Annotated in this window: 19 protein-coding genes; 13 read left to right on the forward strand and 6 right to left on the reverse strand. The window is 73.4% G+C overall.

Annotation, left to right across the window (positions count from 1 at the left end; translation table 11 throughout):
- The first annotated feature begins 40 nt into the window (after positions 1-40).
- Entirely contained in the window at positions 41-1,660 is a 1,620-nt protein-coding gene (locus O2W53_RS04115) for an ABC-F family ATP-binding cassette domain-containing protein (protein ID WP_269161766.1), read from the forward strand.
- A 31-nt stretch (positions 1,661-1,691) separates the two neighbouring features.
- Here O2W53_RS04115 and O2W53_RS04120 read toward each other — a convergent pair whose 3' ends face one another.
- Together O2W53_RS04120 and O2W53_RS04125 are read right to left on the reverse strand one after the other, a co-directional pair.
- The gene (locus tag O2W53_RS04120; protein ID WP_269161767.1) at positions 1,692-2,960 is read right to left on the reverse strand and encodes an MFS transporter; all 1,269 of its coding nucleotides are present in this window, start codon (positions 2,958-2,960) and stop codon (positions 1,692-1,694) included.
- A gap of 179 nt (positions 2,961-3,139) precedes the next feature.
- The gene (locus O2W53_RS04125; protein WP_269161768.1) at positions 3,140-4,321 is read right to left on the reverse strand and encodes a zinc-dependent alcohol dehydrogenase; all 1,182 of its coding nucleotides are present in this window, start codon (positions 4,319-4,321) and stop codon (positions 3,140-3,142) included.
- Positions 4,322-4,597: 276 nt separating this feature from the next.
- On the opposite strand from O2W53_RS04125, the gene O2W53_RS04130 reads away from it, so the two are divergent.
- The 4 genes from O2W53_RS04130 to O2W53_RS04145 all read left to right on the forward strand — a co-directional run bounded on the left by O2W53_RS04130 (position 4,598) and on the right by O2W53_RS04145 (position 8,137).
- Positions 4,598-5,680 carry a M23 family metallopeptidase gene (locus tag O2W53_RS04130; RefSeq protein ID WP_269161769.1) on the forward strand — a complete coding sequence of 361 codons (1,083 nt, stop codon included), beginning with the start codon at positions 4,598-4,600 and terminating at the stop codon, positions 5,678-5,680.
- 137 nt (positions 5,681-5,817) lie between these two features.
- Positions 5,818-6,741, forward strand: coding sequence for a cation diffusion facilitator family transporter (locus tag O2W53_RS04135; RefSeq protein ID WP_269161770.1), 924 nt, complete (start codon positions 5,818-5,820; stop codon positions 6,739-6,741).
- Between the two features lie 32 nt (positions 6,742-6,773).
- Complete coding sequence (locus O2W53_RS04140) at positions 6,774-7,292, forward strand: metallophosphoesterase family protein (protein WP_269161771.1); 519 nt, start codon at positions 6,774-6,776, stop codon at positions 7,290-7,292.
- A complete protein-coding gene (locus O2W53_RS04145) occupies positions 7,289-8,137 on the forward strand; it encodes a putative RNA methyltransferase (RefSeq protein ID WP_269161772.1) in 849 nt (282 codons plus the stop codon). Before O2W53_RS04140 ends, O2W53_RS04145 begins: the two co-directional genes overlap by 4 nt.
- Before the next feature lie 101 nt (positions 8,138-8,238).
- Here O2W53_RS04145 and O2W53_RS04150 read toward each other — a convergent pair whose 3' ends face one another.
- Positions 8,239-8,514, reverse strand: a complete 276-nt coding sequence (locus O2W53_RS04150; protein WP_241175772.1) for a GlsB/YeaQ/YmgE family stress response membrane protein — start codon at positions 8,512-8,514, stop codon at positions 8,239-8,241.
- Positions 8,515-8,793: 279 nt separating this feature from the next.
- Between O2W53_RS04150 and ctaD the strand changes: the two genes are divergently transcribed.
- Both ctaD and serB read left to right on the forward strand, forming a co-directional pair.
- Positions 8,794-10,554: an aa3-type cytochrome oxidase subunit I gene (ctaD, locus tag O2W53_RS04155; RefSeq protein ID WP_269161773.1), complete on the forward strand. Its 1,761-nt coding sequence runs from the start codon at positions 8,794-8,796 to the stop codon at positions 10,552-10,554.
- Positions 10,555-10,687: 133 nt separating this feature from the next.
- Complete coding sequence (gene serB, locus O2W53_RS04160) at positions 10,688-11,938, forward strand: phosphoserine phosphatase SerB (RefSeq protein WP_269161774.1); 1,251 nt, start codon at positions 10,688-10,690, stop codon at positions 11,936-11,938.
- Positions 11,939-12,050: 112 nt separating this feature from the next.
- Here the strand turns inward: serB and O2W53_RS04165 are convergent, their stop codons facing one another.
- Together O2W53_RS04165 and O2W53_RS04170 are read right to left on the reverse strand one after the other, a co-directional pair.
- Entirely contained in the window at positions 12,051-12,611 is a 561-nt protein-coding gene (locus tag O2W53_RS04165; RefSeq protein ID WP_269161775.1) for an isochorismatase family protein, read from the reverse strand.
- A 48-nt stretch (positions 12,612-12,659) separates the two neighbouring features.
- Complete coding sequence (locus O2W53_RS04170) at positions 12,660-13,955, reverse strand: nicotinate phosphoribosyltransferase (RefSeq protein WP_269161776.1); 1,296 nt, start codon at positions 13,953-13,955, stop codon at positions 12,660-12,662.
- Positions 13,956-14,017: 62 nt separating this feature from the next.
- Here O2W53_RS04170 and clpS point away from each other — a divergent pair, with 62 nt between their 5' ends.
- Together clpS and O2W53_RS04180 are read left to right on the forward strand one after the other, a co-directional pair.
- A complete protein-coding gene (gene clpS / locus O2W53_RS04175; RefSeq protein ID WP_036333437.1) occupies positions 14,018-14,314 on the forward strand; it encodes an ATP-dependent Clp protease adapter ClpS in 297 nt (98 codons plus the stop codon).
- Positions 14,311-14,823 (forward strand): DUF2017 family protein, encoded by a 513-nt coding sequence (locus O2W53_RS04180; protein ID WP_269161777.1) that lies wholly within the window; start codon positions 14,311-14,313, stop codon positions 14,821-14,823. Before clpS ends, O2W53_RS04180 begins: the two co-directional genes overlap by 4 nt.
- Here O2W53_RS04180 and O2W53_RS04185 read toward each other — a convergent pair.
- Positions 14,762-15,115: a hypothetical protein gene (locus O2W53_RS04185; RefSeq protein WP_269161778.1), complete on the reverse strand. Its 354-nt coding sequence runs from the start codon at positions 15,113-15,115 to the stop codon at positions 14,762-14,764. The two genes, O2W53_RS04180 and O2W53_RS04185, sit on opposite strands and share 62 nt — an antisense overlap.
- Before the next feature lie 122 nt (positions 15,116-15,237).
- Between O2W53_RS04185 and O2W53_RS04190 the strand changes: the two genes are divergently transcribed.
- The 4 genes from O2W53_RS04190 (at position 15,238) to O2W53_RS04205 (ending at position 17,748) form a co-directional block, all read left to right on the forward strand.
- Positions 15,238-15,711, forward strand: a complete 474-nt coding sequence (locus O2W53_RS04190; protein WP_269161779.1) for a M67 family metallopeptidase — start codon at positions 15,238-15,240, stop codon at positions 15,709-15,711.
- Between the two features lie 119 nt (positions 15,712-15,830).
- On the forward strand, positions 15,831-16,109 hold the full coding sequence (locus O2W53_RS04195) for a MoaD/ThiS family protein (RefSeq protein ID WP_269161780.1): 279 nt from the start codon (positions 15,831-15,833) through the stop codon (positions 16,107-16,109).
- A 44-nt stretch (positions 16,110-16,153) separates the two neighbouring features.
- Positions 16,154-17,104, forward strand: coding sequence for a PLP-dependent cysteine synthase family protein (locus tag O2W53_RS04200; RefSeq protein ID WP_036333447.1), 951 nt, complete (start codon positions 16,154-16,156; stop codon positions 17,102-17,104).
- Positions 17,095-17,748 (forward strand): HAD-IA family hydrolase, encoded by a 654-nt coding sequence (locus O2W53_RS04205; RefSeq protein ID WP_269161781.1) that lies wholly within the window; start codon positions 17,095-17,097, stop codon positions 17,746-17,748. The genes O2W53_RS04200 and O2W53_RS04205 overlap by 10 nt, the downstream gene beginning before the upstream one ends.
- Positions 17,749-17,757: the final 9 nt, after the last annotated feature.

The following is a 17,757-nucleotide window of genomic DNA, read 5'->3' on the forward strand; positions in this document are numbered from 1 at the left end:
CGCCGGGAACCCGGTGGCGCCGTCGGCGGATGATGGTGGCATGGGATACGTCGACGTCACGGGGATCCGGTTCACCCTGCCGGACGGGCGGGTGCTCCTCGACGACGTCGCCTTCCGGATCGGGGAGGGCGCCTGCGCCGCGCTGGTCGGGGAGAACGGCGCCGGCAAGACCACGATGCTCCGGATCATCAGCGGTGACCTGACGCCGGACGCCGGTTCGGTGGCCCTCATCGGCGGGTTGGGCGTCATGCGCCAGTTCATCGGCTCGGTGCGCGACGACACGACCGTCCAGCGCTTCCTCGTCGACCTCGCCCCACCCGCCGTCCGGGAGGCCTGGCACGCCGTCGAGGACGCCGAGCTGCGGATGATGGAGGACGACGACGAGCCCACCCAGATGGCCTACGCCAACGCGCTGGCCCACTGGGGCGACGTCGGCGGGTACGACGTCGAGGTCACCTGGGACACCGTCACGGTCGCCGCGCTGGGCGTGCCCTACGACGGCTGCAAGTACCGCGAGCTGAACACGCTCTCCGGCGGTGAGCAGAAGCGGCTGGCCCTGGAGTGCCTGCTCCGCGGCCCCGACCAGGTGCTGCTGCTCGACGAGCCGGACAACTACCTCGACGTCCCCGGCAAGCGGTGGCTGGAGGAGCGGCTGATCGAGACCCGCAAGACGGTGCTGTTCGTCAGCCACGACCGGGAGCTGCTGGCCCGGGTCGCCGACCGGGTGGTCACCGTCGAGGGCGGCACGGCGTGGGTGCACGGCGGCAACTGGGCGAGCTACCCCGCGGCGCGCACCGCCCGGCACGAGCGGATGGCCGAGCTGCGCAGGCGCTGGGACGAGGAGCACGAGCGGCTGATCGACCTGGTCCGCACGCTGCAGCAGCAGGCGAAGAACTCCCCGGCCATGACGTCGACCTACCACGCCATGCAGACCCGGCTGGCCAAGTACGAGGCGGCCGGCGCACCGCCGGAGCCCCCGACGGAGCAGCACGTGACGATGCGGCTGCGGGGCGGCCGTACCGGCGTGCGGGTGGTGATGGCCGAGCAGCTGGAGCTGTCCGGCCTGATGCGCCCCTTCGACATAGAGGTCGAGTACGGCGACCGGGTCGCCGTCCTGGGCTCCAACGGGGCCGGCAAGTCGCACTTCCTGCGGCTGCTGGCCGGCCAGGACGTCGCGCACACCGGTGACTGGCGGCTCGGGGCGCGCGTCGTCCCCGGGTTCTTCGCCCAGACCCACGCCCATCCCGAGTGGCTGGACCGCACGCTGGTCGACCTGCTCTGGCACGGCGAGCCCGGGCGACCGGGCGTCGACCGCGGGCGGGCGATGGCGGCGCTGCGCCGGTACGGGCTGGCCCCTTCCGGTGACCAGCTGTTCCGGTCGCTCTCCGGTGGTCAGCAGGCCCGGTTCCAGGTGCTCCTGCTCGAGCTCTCCGGTGCCACCCTGCTGTTGCTCGACGAGCCGACCGACAACCTCGACGTGCTGTCGGCCGAGTCGCTGGAGGAGGCGCTGGACGCCTTCGACGGCACCGTGGTCGCGGTGACCCACGACCGCTGGTTCGCCCGCACCTTCGACCGCTTCCTGCTCTTCGGCGCCGACGGGCACGTGCGCGAGGTGCCCGAGCCGGTGTTCGACGAGGGCCGGGTCCAGCGCGCCCGCTGAGGCCGTCCGCCCCGCGGCGGCGGGGACGCCGTCAGCGGACGACGAACGGGACCTCGGGGACGGCGATGGGGGAGAGGACCCGCTGCCAGACGGCGACGTCGGCGTCCACCCGCGCGGCGCCCTCGGCGACCCGGGTCTCCGCAGCCAGCGCGGCCCGGTCCGCGCGGTCGCCCCGCACCGCCACCACCGCGATCCCGGTGCCGGCGAGTGCGAGGCCGGCGCCCACCCAGATCGGGGCGGTGTAGCCCAGCCCGGCCGACAGCACGCCGGCGCCGAGAGCAGCGCCCAGCGCGTTCGCCAGGTTGAACGCGGCCTGGTTCGCCGCGGACACCAGGCTCCCGCCGGGGACCCGGGCAGCCTCGATGACCCGGTTCTGCACCACCGGGCCGAGCGCGAAGGCCAGCGTCCCGAAGAGCACGAGCACCGGGACGGCGAGCACCGCGGTGTCGACGACGAGCGCGAAGAGCGCCAGCGCAGCGGCGGTGGCGACCAGGCCGACGGCGACGAAGGAGAGCCCCCACCGGTCACCGAGCCGGCCGCCGATCAGCGTGCCCACGGTGGTGCCGACGCCGAAGAGCGCCAGCACCGGGGTGACCCAGCCCTCGGACAGGCCGGTGAGCTCGGTGAGGATCGGGCTGACGTAGCTGTAGACGGCGAACAGCGCGGCGAACCCGACCATGGTCAGCCCGAGCACCAGCCACACGCCGGGCCGGCGGAATGCGCCCAGCTCGCTGCGCAGGTCGGTGGGCTCACCGGCGACGCCGGGCATCCAGGCGAGCAGCCCGGCGATGGTGACCAGCCCGATGACGGCGACCCCGGCGAAGACCACCCGCCAGCTCAGCTGCTGGGCGACGAAGGTGCCCAGCGGCACGCCCACGACGTTGGCCAGCGTCAACCCGGTGATCATCAGCGAGATCGCCTGGGTGGCCTTCTCCTTGGGCACCAGCCGGCGGGCGGCCACCGCCCCCACGCCGAAGAACGACCCGTGCGCCAGCGCGGCGAACACCCGGGCGGCCACGAGCGTGCCGTAGTCGGGGGCCAGCGCGGACAGCAGGTTGCCGATCGTGAACAGCACCATCAGCGCGACCAGCGTCTGTCGCGGGGTGAAGCGCACCCCGAGGGCGGTCAACGTGGGGGCGCCGATCACCACGCCGATGGCGTAGGCGGAGATGAGCAGCCCGACGGCGGAGACCGAGACGTCCAGCCCCTCGGCGATCTGGGGGAGCATCCCCATCACCACGAACTCGGTGGTGCCGATGCCGAAGGCACCGATGGCGAGCGCGATCAGGGCGCGGGGCAAGTCGGGACTCCTCGGTGGACTGCGGAGGGGGGCGGCCCTGACGTGGGCCTCCTCCAGCCAAGGGCAGGAGGGCCCCGGACCCTGCCTGCGCCGAGCATGAGACTGGTCACGTCGTCCCACCCGGCCACGTGCGACGGGCCGCGCACCGGTGCGCGGCCCGTCGGCCGGAGAGGGGTGGATCAGGGCTGGAGCAGCACCTTCACCGCGCCGTCCTGCTTCTGCCGGAAGGTCTCGTAGGCCTGCGACGCCTGCTCCAGCGGCACGTGGTGGGTGGCGAAGTCGTCGACGCCGAGCGGGTCGGCGTCGGTGAGCAGCGGGAGGATGTCGGGCACCCAGCGCCACACGTTCGCCTGGCCCATCCGCAGCTCGATCTGCTTGTCGAACATCCGCATGAGCGGCATCGGGTCGGTCGCCCCGCCGTAGACGCCGGACAGCGAGATGGTGCCGCCGCGGCGCACCGCCTCGATCGCGGTGTTGAGCGCGGCCATCCGGTCGATGCCGGCCACCGTCATGACCTTCTCCATGATGGCGTCGGGCACCAGGGCGCTGGCCTTCTGCGCGAACTTCGCGCCGGGGGAGCCGTGCGCCTCCATGCCGACGGCGTCGATGACGGCGTCCGGGCCGCGGCCGTCGGTCTTGTCCCGCACCCAGGCGACGACGTCGGCCTGGTCGGTGGAGTCCAGGACGTCGATCCCGTTGGCGCGGGCCCGGGCCAGCCGCTCGGGCACGACGTCGGACGCGAGCACCTGGGCCGCACCGAGGTGCTTGGCGATCCGGGTGGCCATGTCGCCGATCGGGCCGAGACCCAGCACCAGCACCGACCCGCCGGGGACGACGCCGGCGTACTGCACGGCCTGCCAGGCGGTGGGCAGCACGTCGGAGAGGTAGACGAAGCGGTCGTCGGCCGGGCCCTCGGGGACCTTGATCGGCAGGGTGTTGCCGAAGGGCACCCGCAGGTACTCGGCCTGGCCGCCGGGCACCTGGCCGTAGAGCTTCGTGTAGCCGAACAGCGAGGCGCCGAAGCCCTGCTCCCGGTTCTGCGTCGTCTCGCACTGGCTCTGCAGCCCCTGGTTGCACATCCAGCAGGTGCCGCAGGAGATGTTGAACGGGACGACGACGCGGTCGCCCGCCTTGAGCTCGGTGACCGCGGGACCGACCTCGCGGACGATGCCCATCGGCTCGTGGCCGAGCACGTCGCCGACGGTCATGAACGGCGCCATGACCTCGATCAGGTGGAGGTCCGAGCCGCAGATCCCGCTGGAGGTGACCTGCACGATCACGTCCGTGGGGTCCTTGATCTCCGGGTCCGGGACGGTGTCCACCCGGACGTCGTCCCGGCCGTGCCAGGTCACTGCGCGCATGGGGGTGCTCCTCGGGTCTGGGGTGCCCCGGACGGCCGCGACGGGGTCAGCAGGCCGTTCACCGGGGCGTGACGTTCCTCGCCCCTACCCATCACGGCGCGTTCGATTCCTGACCCGCGCGCAGTGATGACGTGACAGAGGGTGCCCGTTTGGCACTACTTGTTGTGACGTCGACCACTTGACCGGGTGTGCTTACCCGGCCGTCCACATCACGAACCGGTCACGGCGTGTTTACATGGGCGCCGCCCGAATGGCCCCCGACGGAAAGACAGGTGCATGGAACCGCAACACCTCGCCCGGCTCGACGACGAGGGGACGGTGCTCTCGGCCGGCACCGCTGGCGGGTCCGCCGCCACCACCCCGCCGTCCGGCCGCCCCGAGGTGCTCGCCTCCGTGCTGCCTTTCCGCCGGGCCGTCCGTCGTCCGCGCCGCCTCCTCGGTGCCGCCTCGACCCACACCGCGTCGGTCGCCTGCCCTGTCCCGGCCGGCGCCTCGCCGGTCACCGGGGCGGCGCAGTGGCCGCTCCCGGTCGAGGGTGCCGACCCGGTGCTGGTCGACGCCTGGCCGCTCGGGCCGGCCGGCACCTCGCTGCCGGCCGATGCCGCACCGGCCGCCGAGGTCGCGCCGAGCTCCCGCCGCCGGTTGACGGTCCCGTCCGGCCGCCCGGCGTTGTTCGTGGCCGCGGCGATCCTCGGGGTGGTCGGGCTCGGGCTCACCGCCGCCGGCGCACCATCCCCGGTCGCCCGGGCGGCGGCCGACGAGCCGGTCAGCGTCGCCGAGGAGCTGGGCCTGGTCCGGGCGGAGCAGCCCGCGCTCACCGGCGAGGAGGCCGCCGCCCGCCTGCAGGAGCTGGCCGTCACCCGCGCCCAGCGCGAGGACGCCGAGGCCGCCGCCGCCCAGGTGCAGGCCGAGGCGGACCGCGTCGCGGCCGAGGCTGCCGCGGCGGCCGCTGCCGAGGCGGCCCGGCCCAAGGCCGTGCTGCCCGTGCAGGGGCGGCTCACCAGCCAGTTCGGTTCGCGCTGGGGCACGCTGCACGCGGGCATCGACTTCGCCGCGCCGTTGGGCACCCCCGAGTACGCGGTGATGGACGGCGTCGTCCTCCGCGCCGGCGCGGCCAGTGGCTTCGGGCTGGCGGTCTACGTCCAGCACGCGAACGGCGACGTCTCGGTCTACGGCCACATGCAGGAGATCCTGGTCGAGGAGGGGCAGACCGTGCGGGCGGGCGACACCATCGCGCTGCTGGGCAACGAGGGGCAGTCCACCGGGCCGCACCTGCACTTCGAGGTGCACACCGGCGGCCTCGACGGGCCCCGGATCGACCCGCTCCCGTGGTTGCGCGAGCGCGGCGTCGCGATCTGAGGAAGGACCCCCTCGCCCCCACCACTCGCAGGCTGGTGGCGGGTCCCTGCGAGAGGGGCCGGACTGACGTGCCTGGCGTTCCCGGCTGACATGCGGCATCGTGCATGTCAGAACGCGGGGCGACGGAGGGGACGGCGATGGGTCACGACCACGGTGCGGGGCACGGCTCCGGCACCACGGCCGCCGGGCACCGCGGCCGGCTGGCCGTCGTCCTGGTCCTCACCGGCTCGGTCTTCGTCCTGGAGCTGGTCGGCGCGCTGATCTCGGGCTCACTGGCCCTCCTCGCCGACGCCGCCCACATGGCCACCGATGCGCTGGGCATCGGCATGGCCCTCGGTGCGGTCACCCTCGCCCAGCGCCCCGCCCGCGGCCGGCGCACCTTCGGCTGGCAGCGCATGGAGGTCCTCGCCGCCGTCGGCAACGGTCTGCTCCTGCTCGTCGTCGGCGGGTACGTCGTGGTCGAGGCGGTCCGCCGGATCGGCGACCCACCCGACATCGACTCCGGCTGGATGCTCGGCGTGGCCCTCGTCGGGCTGGCGGTCAACGTCGGCTCGCTCGCCCTGCTCCACTCCGGCCAGCGCGAGTCGCTGAACACCCGAGGCGCCTACCTCGAGGTGGTCGGTGACGCGCTGGGCTCCGTCGCCGTGATCGTCGCCGCCGTCGTCATCGCCACGACCGGCTGGACCGGGGCCGACGTCGTCGCCTCCCTCGCGGTCGGCGCGCTGGTCCTGCCCCGCGCCTGGTCGCTGCTGCGGGAGGCACTGGACGTGCTGCTGGAGGCGGCTCCCAAGGGGGTCGACCTGGCGCAGGTCCGCGACCACGTGCTCGGCGTCCCCGGCGTCCTGGACGTGCACGACCTGCACGCCTGGACCATCACCTCGGGTCTGCCGGTGCTCTCCGCGCACGTCGTCGTCAGTGACGAGGCGCTGGCCGACGGGCACGGCGGCCGGGTCCTCGATGCGCTCTGCAGCTGTCTGGGCGACCACTTCGACCTGGAGCACTGCACCTTCCAGCTCGAGTCGCCCGGGCACCGGAACCACGAGGCGCCCGTCCACGACTGAGTGGTCCCGAGGCGGACTGGGACGATGCCCCCGTGTCCGTCTCCCTGGTGATCACCGCCGACACCCACGTGCCCAAGCGGGCCCGTGACCTGCCCGATCCGCTGTGGCAGCAGATCGAGGCGGCCGACGTCGTGGTGCACGCCGGCGACTGGGTGGACGTGGCCCTGCTCGACGAGCTGGAGCGGCGGTCGCGGCGCCTGGTGGGGGTGTACGGCAACAACGACCACGGGGTGCTGCGGGACCGGCTCCCGGAGGTCACCCGGGTCGAGCTCGACGGCGTCCGGTTCGCGGTGGTGCACGAGACCGGGGACGCGAAGGGCCGGGAGCAGCGGTGCGCGGCCGCCTTCCCGGACGTCGACGTCCTGGTGTTCGGGCACAGCCACATCCCCTGGGACACCACCGCACCCACCGGTCTGCGGCTGCTCAACCCCGGGTCGCCCACCGACCGGCGCCGCCAGCCGTTCGCCACGTACCTCACGGCCACGGTCGATGTTGGGCAGCTGCGGGACGTGGTGCTGCACCGGCTGCCCGTGCGACCGCCGCGCCGGTGAGCCCGCCCCCGCTCCTCCCGGCCGCGGTCGCACTGCTCGCGTGCCCGATCTGCGGCCAGCAGCTCGCCGCTGACCCGGCCGGTCTCCGGTGCGCCGCCGGGCACGCCTTCGACCGGGCGCGGCAGGGCCACGTCACGCTCCTCCCGCCGGGCGGCAGCCCGCACGAGGGCGACTCCGCGGCGATGGTGGGGGACCGGGCGGACTTCCTGGCCGCCGGCCACTACGCCGGCATCACCGCGGCCCTCGCCGACGCCGCCCTCGCCGGGCCGCCGCCGCGGACGCTGCTCGACTCGGGCGGCGGCACCGGAGCGCACCTCGCCGGCGTGCTGGACCGGGCCCCCGCCACCGTCGGGGTGGTGCTCGACGCCTCCCGCTACGCCGCCCGCCGGGCCGCCCGCGCCCACCCCCGCGCGATGGCCGTGGTGGCCGACTCCTGGGCGCGCTGGCCGGTCCGGGACGGGTCCGTCGACCGGGTGCTCGTCGTCTTCGCCCCGCGCAACGGTGCGGAGACCGCCCGGGTGCTGACCCCGACCGGCCGGTTGGTCGTCGTCACCCCGGCCGCGGACCACCTGGCCGAGCTCGTCGGCCCGCTGGGGCTGCTGCACGTCGACCCGGCGAAGGCCGACCGGCTGGCCGCCACGCTCGAGCCGCACCTGCGTCCGGCCGGGACGGCGGGCCATCGATCGGTGCTGGAGCTGGACCACCTCGCGGTGCGCACGCTCGTCGGGATGGGCCCGCACGCCCGGCACCTCGCGGCGGGGGAGCTGGCCGCCCGGGTGGCCACGCTGCCGGAGCCGGTCGCGGTCACGGTGGCGGTCGACGTCGGCAGCTGGACGCGCGGCTGAGCGCGTGGCTCGGATCTGAGCAGGGCCCGGACGTGCCGAGGGCCCGGCCCTGCGGCCGGGTCCTCGGGGAGCCTGCTGGTGTCCGCTGCGGGGCGGGCGGGTCAGCGGGTGACGCGACGCTGCTTGCCGGTGGCGGCGACGTAGACCGCCAGCACGAGGATCGCGCCCAGGATCGACGCCCACCAGCCGCCGAGGTCGAACTCCAGCCCGTCACCCTGGACGAGGCTGAACACGAGGTTGCCCACCACCGAGCCGATGAGGCCGAGCACGAGGGTGGCGACGAGGCCGAGGTCCTGCTTGCCGGGGACCACGGCGCGGGCGATCAGACCGGCGACGAAGCCGATCAGGACGGTCAAGAGGATCCCACCGATGTCCACGGGCGACCTCCGGTGCACGACGGTCGAGCCGTCTCGCGCTGGGCCGTCCAGCGCAAGATCATCGATGCCCACGCCCGGACGTGACCAAACTCCCCGAGCCGTCGCATCGCCCGTCGGGGGGGTGGGCCGCCGGGGCCCCCCCCCGACACCCCTCCGTGCCGCGCCCACCTGCACTTCCGCCGGCGCCGGACCGGGCCCCCGGGGGAGTGTGCCGGGACGCGCCGCACCGACTCCTGCTCCCGCCGCGTCGGCCGTGACGTGACGGTCTAAGCTCCGACCGTGACGATCGCACCCGCCCCGATCGTGAGCCGGCCGAGCCCGGCGCACGAGGCCGAGAAGGGATCGCGGCTCCTCGGTCTGCTGCGCACCACCGACCACAAGACCATCGGCCTGATGTACACGACGGTGTCGTTCATCTGGTTCTTCGTCGGTGGCTTCATGGCGCTGCTGATGCGCGGTGAGCTGGCCCGCCCGGAGCTTCAGTTCCTCTCGCCCGAGCAGTACAACCAGCTGGTCACCATGCACGGCACGGTGATGCTGCTGTTCTTCGCGACGCCGATGTTCTTCGCCTTCGCGAACCTGATCATGCCGCTGCAGCTGGGCGCGCCCGACGTCGCCTTCCCGCGACTGAACGCCTTCTCCTTCTGGCTGTTCTTCTTCGGGTCCTCGATCGCCGTCTCCGGCTTCCTGACCCCGGGTGGCGCCGCCGACTTCGGCTGGTACGCCTACGTGCCGCTGTCGACCGGTGTGCACAGCCCCGGCGCCGGTGCCGACCTGTGGATCGCGGGCCTGGCGGTCAGTGGTCTCGGCACGATCCTCGGTGGCGTCAACTTCATCGCCACGATCGTCTGCCTGCGGGCGCCGGGCCTGACGATGTTCCGGATGTCCATCTTCACCTGGGCATCGCTGGTCACCAGCATCCTGATCCTGCTCGCCTTCCCGATCCTGACCGCCGCGCTGTTCGCGCTGCTGGCCGACCGGCACCTCGGTGCGCAGGTCTACTCGCCGGAGAACGGCGGGCCGTTGCTGTGGCAGCACCTGTTCTGGTTCTTCGGGCATCCAGAGGTCTACATCATCGCGTTGCCGTTCTTCGGCATCATCAGCGAGGTCATCCCGGTCTTCAGCCGCAAGCCGCTGTTCGGCTACAAGGGCATGGTCTTCGCGCTCATCGCGATCACCGCCTTGTCGCTGGCGGTCTGGGCGCACCACATGTTCGCCACCGGCGCGGTGCTGCTGCCCTTCTTCGCCTTCCTGACGTACCTGATCGCGGTTCCGACCGGGATCAAGTTCTTCAACTGGATCGGCACGATGTGGCGCGGCCAGATCACCTTCGAGACGCCGATGCTGTTCTCGATCGGCTTCCTCATCACCTTCCTGCTCGGTGGTCTGACCGGTGTCCTGCTGGCGAGCCCGCCGCTGGACTGGCACGTCAACGACAGCTACTTCGTCGTGGCCCACTTCCACTACGTCGTCTTCGGCACCGTGGTGTTCGCCGCCTACGCCGGTCTGTACTTCTGGTTCCCGAAGATGTGCGGCCGGATGATGGACGAGAAGATCGGCAAGCTGCACTTCTGGCTGACCTTCATCGGCTTCCACGCCACGTTCCTCATCCAGCACTGGCTGGGCAACGCGGGCATGCCGCGCCGGTACGCCGACTACCTCGCGACCGACGGCGGCGGCTCCTTCACCACGATGCACACGATCTCCACCATCGGGTCGTTCGTCCTGGGTGCCTCGGTGATCCCGTTCGTCTACAACGTCGTGAAGTCGTGGAAGCACGGCCGGCTGGCGCTGCGCGACGACCCCTGGGGTCACGGCAACTCGCTGGAGTGGGCGACCTCGTCGCCTCCGCCGCGGCACAACTTCGTCGAGATCCCCCGGATCCGGTCGGAGCGCCCCGCGTTCGAGCTGCACTACCCGCACCTGCGGGACCGCCTGGAGATGGAGGCGCACGCCGGCAAGGGGCACCAGCCCTACGCCAGCGAGGCCGGTCTCACCGGCGGCGCCCGCCAGGGAGCCGACGACAAGGACCCGACCTGAGCAAGGCCCTCTGAGAGGGACGCACGGACGCCCCGTCAGCCGATCGGCTGACGGGGCGTCCGTGCGTCCGGGGCCGGGGACCGTCGGGCAGGGTGCGGTCGGGGGGCGATCACCGGTCCGGCACGATGACCGCGTGACCGACCGCGCCGCCGCCCCAGCGCCGACCGACCCGACTGCTGCACCGCCGACGTCGGACGGTGCTCTGCTGACCGTGACCGGCAGCGACCGGCCGGGGGTGACCGCGGCGCTGTTCGCCGCGCTGGCCGAGCTCGGCCCGCACCCGGTCGAGGTCCTCGACGTCGAACAGGTCGTGGTGCACGGCCAGCTGGTGCTGGGTGTCGTCGTCGGGAGCCCGGAGAGCGGCTCCGTCGGGTCCCTGGCCGACCGACTGCGCGCCACTGTCGCCGAGGTGGCGTCCCGGACCGGCGTCGCGGTGAGCGTCCAGCCCACCGCGGCCGGCAGCGCCCGGCAGGAGCGCACCGCCCGCCACCACGTCATCGTGCTCGGCCGCCCCGTCCCGCCCGCTGCCGTCGCCGGCGCCGCGCGCGCCATCGCCGGGGTGGGCGGCAACATCGAGGCGATCCGCCGGCTGTCGGACTACCCGGTCACCAGCTTCGAGCTGACCGTCTCCGGTGCCGCCTCCACCGAGCTGCGGACGGCGCTGGCCACGGTCGCCGCCGAGACGGGCACCGACATCGCCGTGGAGCAGGTCGGGCTGGCCCGGCGCGGCAAGCGGCTGATCGTGCTGGACGTCGACTCCACCCTGGTGCGCGGCGAGGTGATCGACGAGCTGGCCGCCCGGGCCGGCCGGGCCGCCGAGGTCGCCCGGATCACCGCGGCGGCGATGAACGGCGAGCTCGACTTCGAGGAGTCCCTCCGGGCGCGGGTGGCGGTGCTGGCCGGGCTGCCGGTGGGTGTGCTGGAGGAGGTCCGCGCGCACCTGGTCCTCACCCCGGGCGCCCGCACCCTGATCCGCACCCTGCAGCGGCTGGGGTTCCGCTGCGGCATCGTCAGCGGCGGGTTCACCCAGATCACCGATCCGCTGGCCGCCGAGCTCGGGCTGGACTTCGCCGCCGCGAACACCCTCGAGGTGGCCGACGGCCGGCTGACCGGTGGGCTCGTCGGCGAGGTCGTCGACCGGGCGGGCAAGGCCCGGGCGCTGGCCCGCTTCGCCGCGCAGCACGGCGTCCCGCTGGACCAGACGGTCGCCGTGGGCGACGGCGCCAACGACCTCGACATGCTCAACGCGGCCGGGCTGGGCATCGCCTTCAACGCCAAGCCGTTCGTGCGCGACCAGGCGCACGCCGCGTTGAACCAGCCCTACCTCGACGCCGTCCTGCAGGTCCTCGGGTTCACCCGCGACGAGGTGCTGGACGCCAGCTGAACGCCAGTCAGCACTGGGGACTGGCGACGACGGGAGGCCGGAGGCCTCCCCGAGGAGGCAGCTCAGCGGCTCCACGCGAGTCGGGCACGGCTGCTGACCGCGGTGTCGTCCGTCAGGACGACGATGTGATGAGCTCCACGCCGGCGGTGCGGAGCTGCTCCAGGGCCGCCTCGGTGGTGGCCGGTGAGACGCCGGCGGTGAGCTCCAGCAGCACCCGGGTGGCGAACCCGGCGCCGACCCCGTCCAGCGCGGTGGCCCGGACGCAGTGGTCGGTGGCGATGCCGACGACGTCGATCGCGTCGACCCCGTGGGCCCGCAGCCAGTCGGCCAGCGGCTGCCCGTCGAAGGAGCCCTCGAAGCCGGAGTAGGCGGCTTCGTACTCGCCCTTGTCGAAGACCGCCTCGATCGGTCGCCGGTCCAGGTCGGAGTGCAGCTCGACCCCGGACGTGCCGACGACGCAGTGCGCGGGCCAGGTCTCCAGGTAGTCGGGCTGCTCGGCGAAGTGGCCACCCGGGTCGACGTGGTGGTCCCGGGTGGCGACGACGTGCGCGTAGTCGGTCGCGGCGGCGTGGGCGCTGATCGCCCGGGCGACGGCGGTGCCGCCGTCGACGGCGAGGCTCCCGCCCTCGCAGAAGTCGTTCTGCACGTCCACGATCACCAGGGCCCGGGTCATGACCCCATCCTGCCCCGGCGAGGACCTCCGCAGGGGCGGGGCCCTCGGCTACCCGGTGACGGTGTCGATCGCCGGCTCGCCCCGGGACAGCGACCACGCCTCGGTCGGCAGGGCGCTGCGCGCCTGGACGTGCAGGTCCCGGGCAGCGGCCAGGGACTCGGCGGGGGAGCGGGGGTCGACGAGCTCGCCCCCGCGGACCAGCGGCCGGATCAGGTCACGGTCGTGCTCCCGGGCGGGGACGGGTGCCGCGCTCACCACCTCGGCGGTCGCCGTCCCGTCGGCGTCGTGCCGCCGGACGGCGTGCTTGCGGCCGCCCACCGAGCGCTTGCCCACGGAGTTCTTGGCCACCGGCACCCCGTCCCGGGCCACGAGCTTGTAGACCATCCCGACGGTGGGCGAGCCGGAGCCGGTCACCAGTGAGGTGCCCACCCCGTAGCCGTCGACCGGGGCGGCCGCCAGCGCGGCGATCGCGTACTCGTCGAGGTCGCTGGTGACGATGACCCGGGTGTCCGTCGCGCCCAGGGAGTCCAGCAGCTCGCGGGCGCGGGTCGCCTCGATGGCGAGGTCACCGGAGTCCAGCCGGACGGCGCCGAGCTCCGGGCCGGCCACCTCGACCGCCGTCCGGATGCCCTGCTCGGTGTCGTAGGTGTCGACCAGCAGCGTCGTCCCGACGCCCAGGGTGTCCAGCTGCGCGCGGAACGCCGCCGCCTCGTCGTCGTGCAGCAGGGTGAAGGCGTGAGCGCTGGTGCCGGTCGTGGGGATGCCGTAGCGCGCGCCGGCGGCCAGGTTCGACGTGGCCGAGAAGCCGACCAGGGCCGCGGCCCGCGCCGCGGCGACGGCGGCCTCCTCGTGCGTGCGCCGGGAGCCCATCTCGATGCACGGGCGGCCACAGGCGGCGCCGACCATCCGGGCGCCGGCCGCGGCGATGGCGCTGTCGTGGTTGAGGATCGACAGCACCAGGGTCTCCAGCAGGACCGCCTGGCCGAACGGGGCCCGCACGGTCAGCACCGGTGAGCCGGGGAAGTAGAGGTCACCCTCGGCGTAGCCGTCGACGTCCCCGGTGAACCGGAAGCCGGCCAGGTGCTCCAGCAGTCGTGGGTCGTCCACGCCCTGCTGCCGGAGCGCGTCCAGCTCGGCGTCCCCGAAGCGGAAGTCGGCCAGCGCCTCCAGGAACCGGCCGGTGCCGGCGAGCACCCCGTACCGCCTGCCGTGCGGCAGCCGGCGGGCGAACACCTCGAAGACGCAGTCCCGGTCGGCGGTGCCGTCGGCCAGGGCGGCGGCCAGCATCGTCAGCTCGTAGCGGTCGGTGAACATCGCGGGGCTGAGCGGCGGGCTCTGCGGCATGGAGCAGCACGATAGGTGCCCACCGACTGCGTCGCGGGAGGCGGTCGTCCTAGAGTGCTCACGTGGCCGGACCGCTCGCGCCCGAACGGGTGTCGGAGACGTCGACGGGGGAGGAGTCCGCCCTCGACCGCCCCTGGGTCACCGTCGTCTGGGACGACCCGGTCAACCTGATGACCTACGTGACGTTCGTGCTCCAGGAGCTGTTCGGGTACGACGAGGCGACCGCGACGGAGCTCATGCTGCAGGTGCACAACGAGGGCAAGGCCATCGTCAGCTCCGGCCCGCGGGAGCGGATGGAGCACGACACCAACCGGCTGCACGCCTACGGGCTGTGGGCCACGTACCAGCGGGACGCATGAAGCCGTTCCGCCGCAAGGGCGACGAGCTGGTGGCCCGGCTGGTCGACGCCGAGGCCGACATCGTGGGCCTGTTGCTGGACCAGCTGGAGCAGCTGCTGGCCGCCGACCCGGCCGACTCCGGGGGAGACCCGGTGCTGGAGCGGCTGCTGCCCAGCGGTCACGCCAGCGACCCGCAGCTGGCCGCCGAGTACCGCGACCTCACCGAGGCCGGGCTGCGCAGCGGCAAGGCCGACGACCTGGCGATGGTCCGGGCGACCGTGCCGCCCGACGGCGGCGAGGTGCGGCTGGACGCCGAGCAGGCGCGTGCCTGGCTGCGCACCACCAACGACCTCCGGTTGGCGATGGGCACCCGGCTGGGCATCACCGCGGAGACCGAACCCCCGGAGATCGACGCCGCGGGCGAGGGGGCCGACGACGAGAACTCGCAGCTGGCCGTCTACTACTGGCTCACCGCCGTGCAGGGGTCGTTGATCGACGCCTTGGCCGCCGGTCGAGGCGACCGACGGTGAGCAGCACCAGGATGGCGACGAGCAGGTCGGCGACGAAGAACACGTAGACCAGGCTGTGCACCGTCACGTCCTGCACGAGCGCCCCGATGCAGGACAGCAGGGTGATGCCGGACAGACCGGCCAGCAGCACCAGCCCGATGAGCCGGCCGAGCACCACCAGGACCAGTTCGACCCGGTCGGTCCGCTCGTCTGTGGCACGGCCACTGCGGTGCAACAGCCGGGCCGATCCGATGGCCAGGGCCGGCAGCGCGACCAGGACGACGCCGACCACCATGAGAACCTCGATCACCACGGTCGGCGACGTTATCGGTCGGACACGTCTGCGACGCAATCCGTTCCTCCGCCGGTCACCCGTTCCGGCGGCCGCCCGGGGCGGGGAGGACGCCGGCCGGCGGCGCTGCCTAGACTGGTGGTGTGCTGCGCATCGACCGCGCGACCTACGACGCCATCGTGGCCCACGCCCGGGAAGACCACCCGGACGAGGCCTGTGGCGTCGTCGCCGGTCCCGAGGGCAGTGACCGGCCCGAGCGCTTCATCCCGATGCTCAACGCGGCCCGCTCGCCGACGTTCTACGAGTTCGACAGCGCCGACCTGCTGAAGCTGTACCGCGACATGGACGACCGGGACGAGGTGCCCGTGGTCATCTACCACTCGCACACCGCCACCGAGGCCCACCCCTCGCGCACCGACATCAGCTACGCCTCCGAGCCCGAGGCGCACTACGTGCTGGTCTCCACCCGCGAGCACGGCGCCCGGACCGGCCTGGCCGGCGACGAGGTCGAGTTCCGCAGCTTCCGGATCGTCGACGGCGAGGTGCGCGAGGAGGACGTCGAGGTCGTCGAGTCCTACCTGTTCGGCCACTCGCCGACCACCGTCGTCTACGACTGAGCGCCAGCTCACCCCGCGGCCGGCGGAATCGCCGGCCGCGCACCGGCGTTCCCCCGAGCAGTCGTTCCCGCGCGCCTTGCGCGCGACCCCCCTGTCACCCCGCGAGAAGGAGTTCCCCCATGGCCATCGAGGTCCGCATCCCGACCATCCTGCGCACCCACACCGGCGGCAACAAGACCGTCCAGGGGAGCGGCGACACGCTCGGCGCGCTGGTCGACGACATCGACAGCCAGCACCCCGGCATCAAGGGCCGTCTGGTCACCGACGAGGGCAAGCTGCACCGCTTCGTGAACGTCTACGTCAACGACGAGGACGTGCGCTTCACCGGTGCGCTCGACACCTCCGTCAAGGACGGCGACTCGGTCACGATCCTCCCCGCCGTCGCCGGCGGCTGCTGACCCGGAGCCTCCCCGCCCGGTACCGCGACTCCAGGAGACCCGCCATGGCCCGCTTCGCCTCCCTCGTCGACTCGCTCGGCAACACCCCGCTGGTGGGGCTGCCGGCGCTGTCGCCCACCCCCGACGTCCGGCTGTGGGCCAAGCTCGAGGACCACAACCCCACCGGTTCGATCAAGGACCGGGCCGCCATCGCCATGATCGAGGCGGCGGAGAAGGAGGGGCGGCTGCAGCCGGGCAGCACGATCCTGGAGCCCACCAGCGGCAACACCGGCATCTCGCTGGCCATGGTCGCCCGGCAGCGCGGCTACCAGCTGATCTGCGTGATGCCGGAGAACACCTCGATCGAGCGGCGTCAGCTGCTGGAGATGTACGGCGCGCGGATCATCAGCTCCCCGGCCGCCGGGGGCAGCAACCAGGCCGTCGCCGTCGCCAAGGGGCTGGCCGCCGAGCACGACGACTGGGTGATGCTCTACCAGTACGGCAACCCGGCCAACGCCGAGGCGCACTACACCGGCACCGGTCCGGAGATCCTGGCCGACATGCCCTCGATCACCCACTTCGTGGCGGGGCTGGGCACCACCGGCACGCTGATGGGCGTCTCCCGGTACCTGCGGGAGAAGAAGCCCGACGTCCAGGTGATCGCCGCCGAGCCGCGCTACGGCGAGCTGGTCTACGGCCTGCGCAACATCGACGAGGGGTTCATCCCCGAGCTCTACGACGCCGACCTGCTGGACTCACGGTTCTCCGTCGGGCCGGACGACGCGATCCACCGCACCCGGCAGCTCGTCGAGCGCGAGGGCATCTTCGCCGGCATCTCGACCGGGGCGATCCTGCACGCGGCCCTCGGCGTCGCCGACAAGGAGGTCGCGGCCGGCCGCAAGGCCGACATCGTCTTCATCGTCTGCGACGGCGGGTGGAAGTACCTCTCCACCGGGGCCTACGCCGGCACGCTCGAGGAGGCCAGCGCCGCTCTGGAAGGCCAGCTGTGGGCCTGATCCTGCCGGCGCGGGGGCTGTTGTTCGACAACGACGGGGTGCTGGTCGACTCCGAGCCCAGCGTGGTGCGCTCCTGGTCGCGCTGGGCGGTGGACTCCGGGCTGGACCCGGCTGAGGTCATGGCGGCGGTGCCCGGCCGCCGGGCTGCCGACACGGTGGCGGTGTTCGTCAAGCCCGAGGACGTCGAGCGGTCGGTCGCCCTGATCACCCGCTACGAGCTGGAGGACGTCGCCGGCACGATCGCCGTCCCCGGCGTCCTGGACCTCATCGCGCAGCTCGACGACGTCCCCTGGGCCGTGGTGACCTCCGGCGTCCGCGAGCTGGCCACCGCGCGGCTGCGGGCCGCCGGTGTCCCGGTGCCCGAGGTCGTGGTGACCGCCGAGGACGTCGTCGCGGGCAAGCCCCACCCCGAGCCGTACCTGACCGGGGCGACCCGGCTCGGCGTCCCCCCGGGTGAGGTGATCGTGCTCGAGGACAGCCCGAGCGGGGTGAGCGCGGGGCTGGCGGCCGGCGCCACCGTGCTCGGCATCGGCCGGACGGCGCTGGCCAGCGACGCGACCGCCGTCGTCCAGGACCTGACCGGCGCCCGCTGGACCGGGGACGGGCTGCTGCTCCCGGACGCGGCGCTGCTGCGTCGTCCCTGACCGACCGTC

Origin of the sequence: Modestobacter sp. VKM Ac-2978 (assembly GCF_026968025.1) — a bacterium.
In the GTDB taxonomy this organism is placed as follows: domain Bacteria; phylum Actinomycetota; class Actinomycetes; order Mycobacteriales; family Geodermatophilaceae; genus Modestobacter.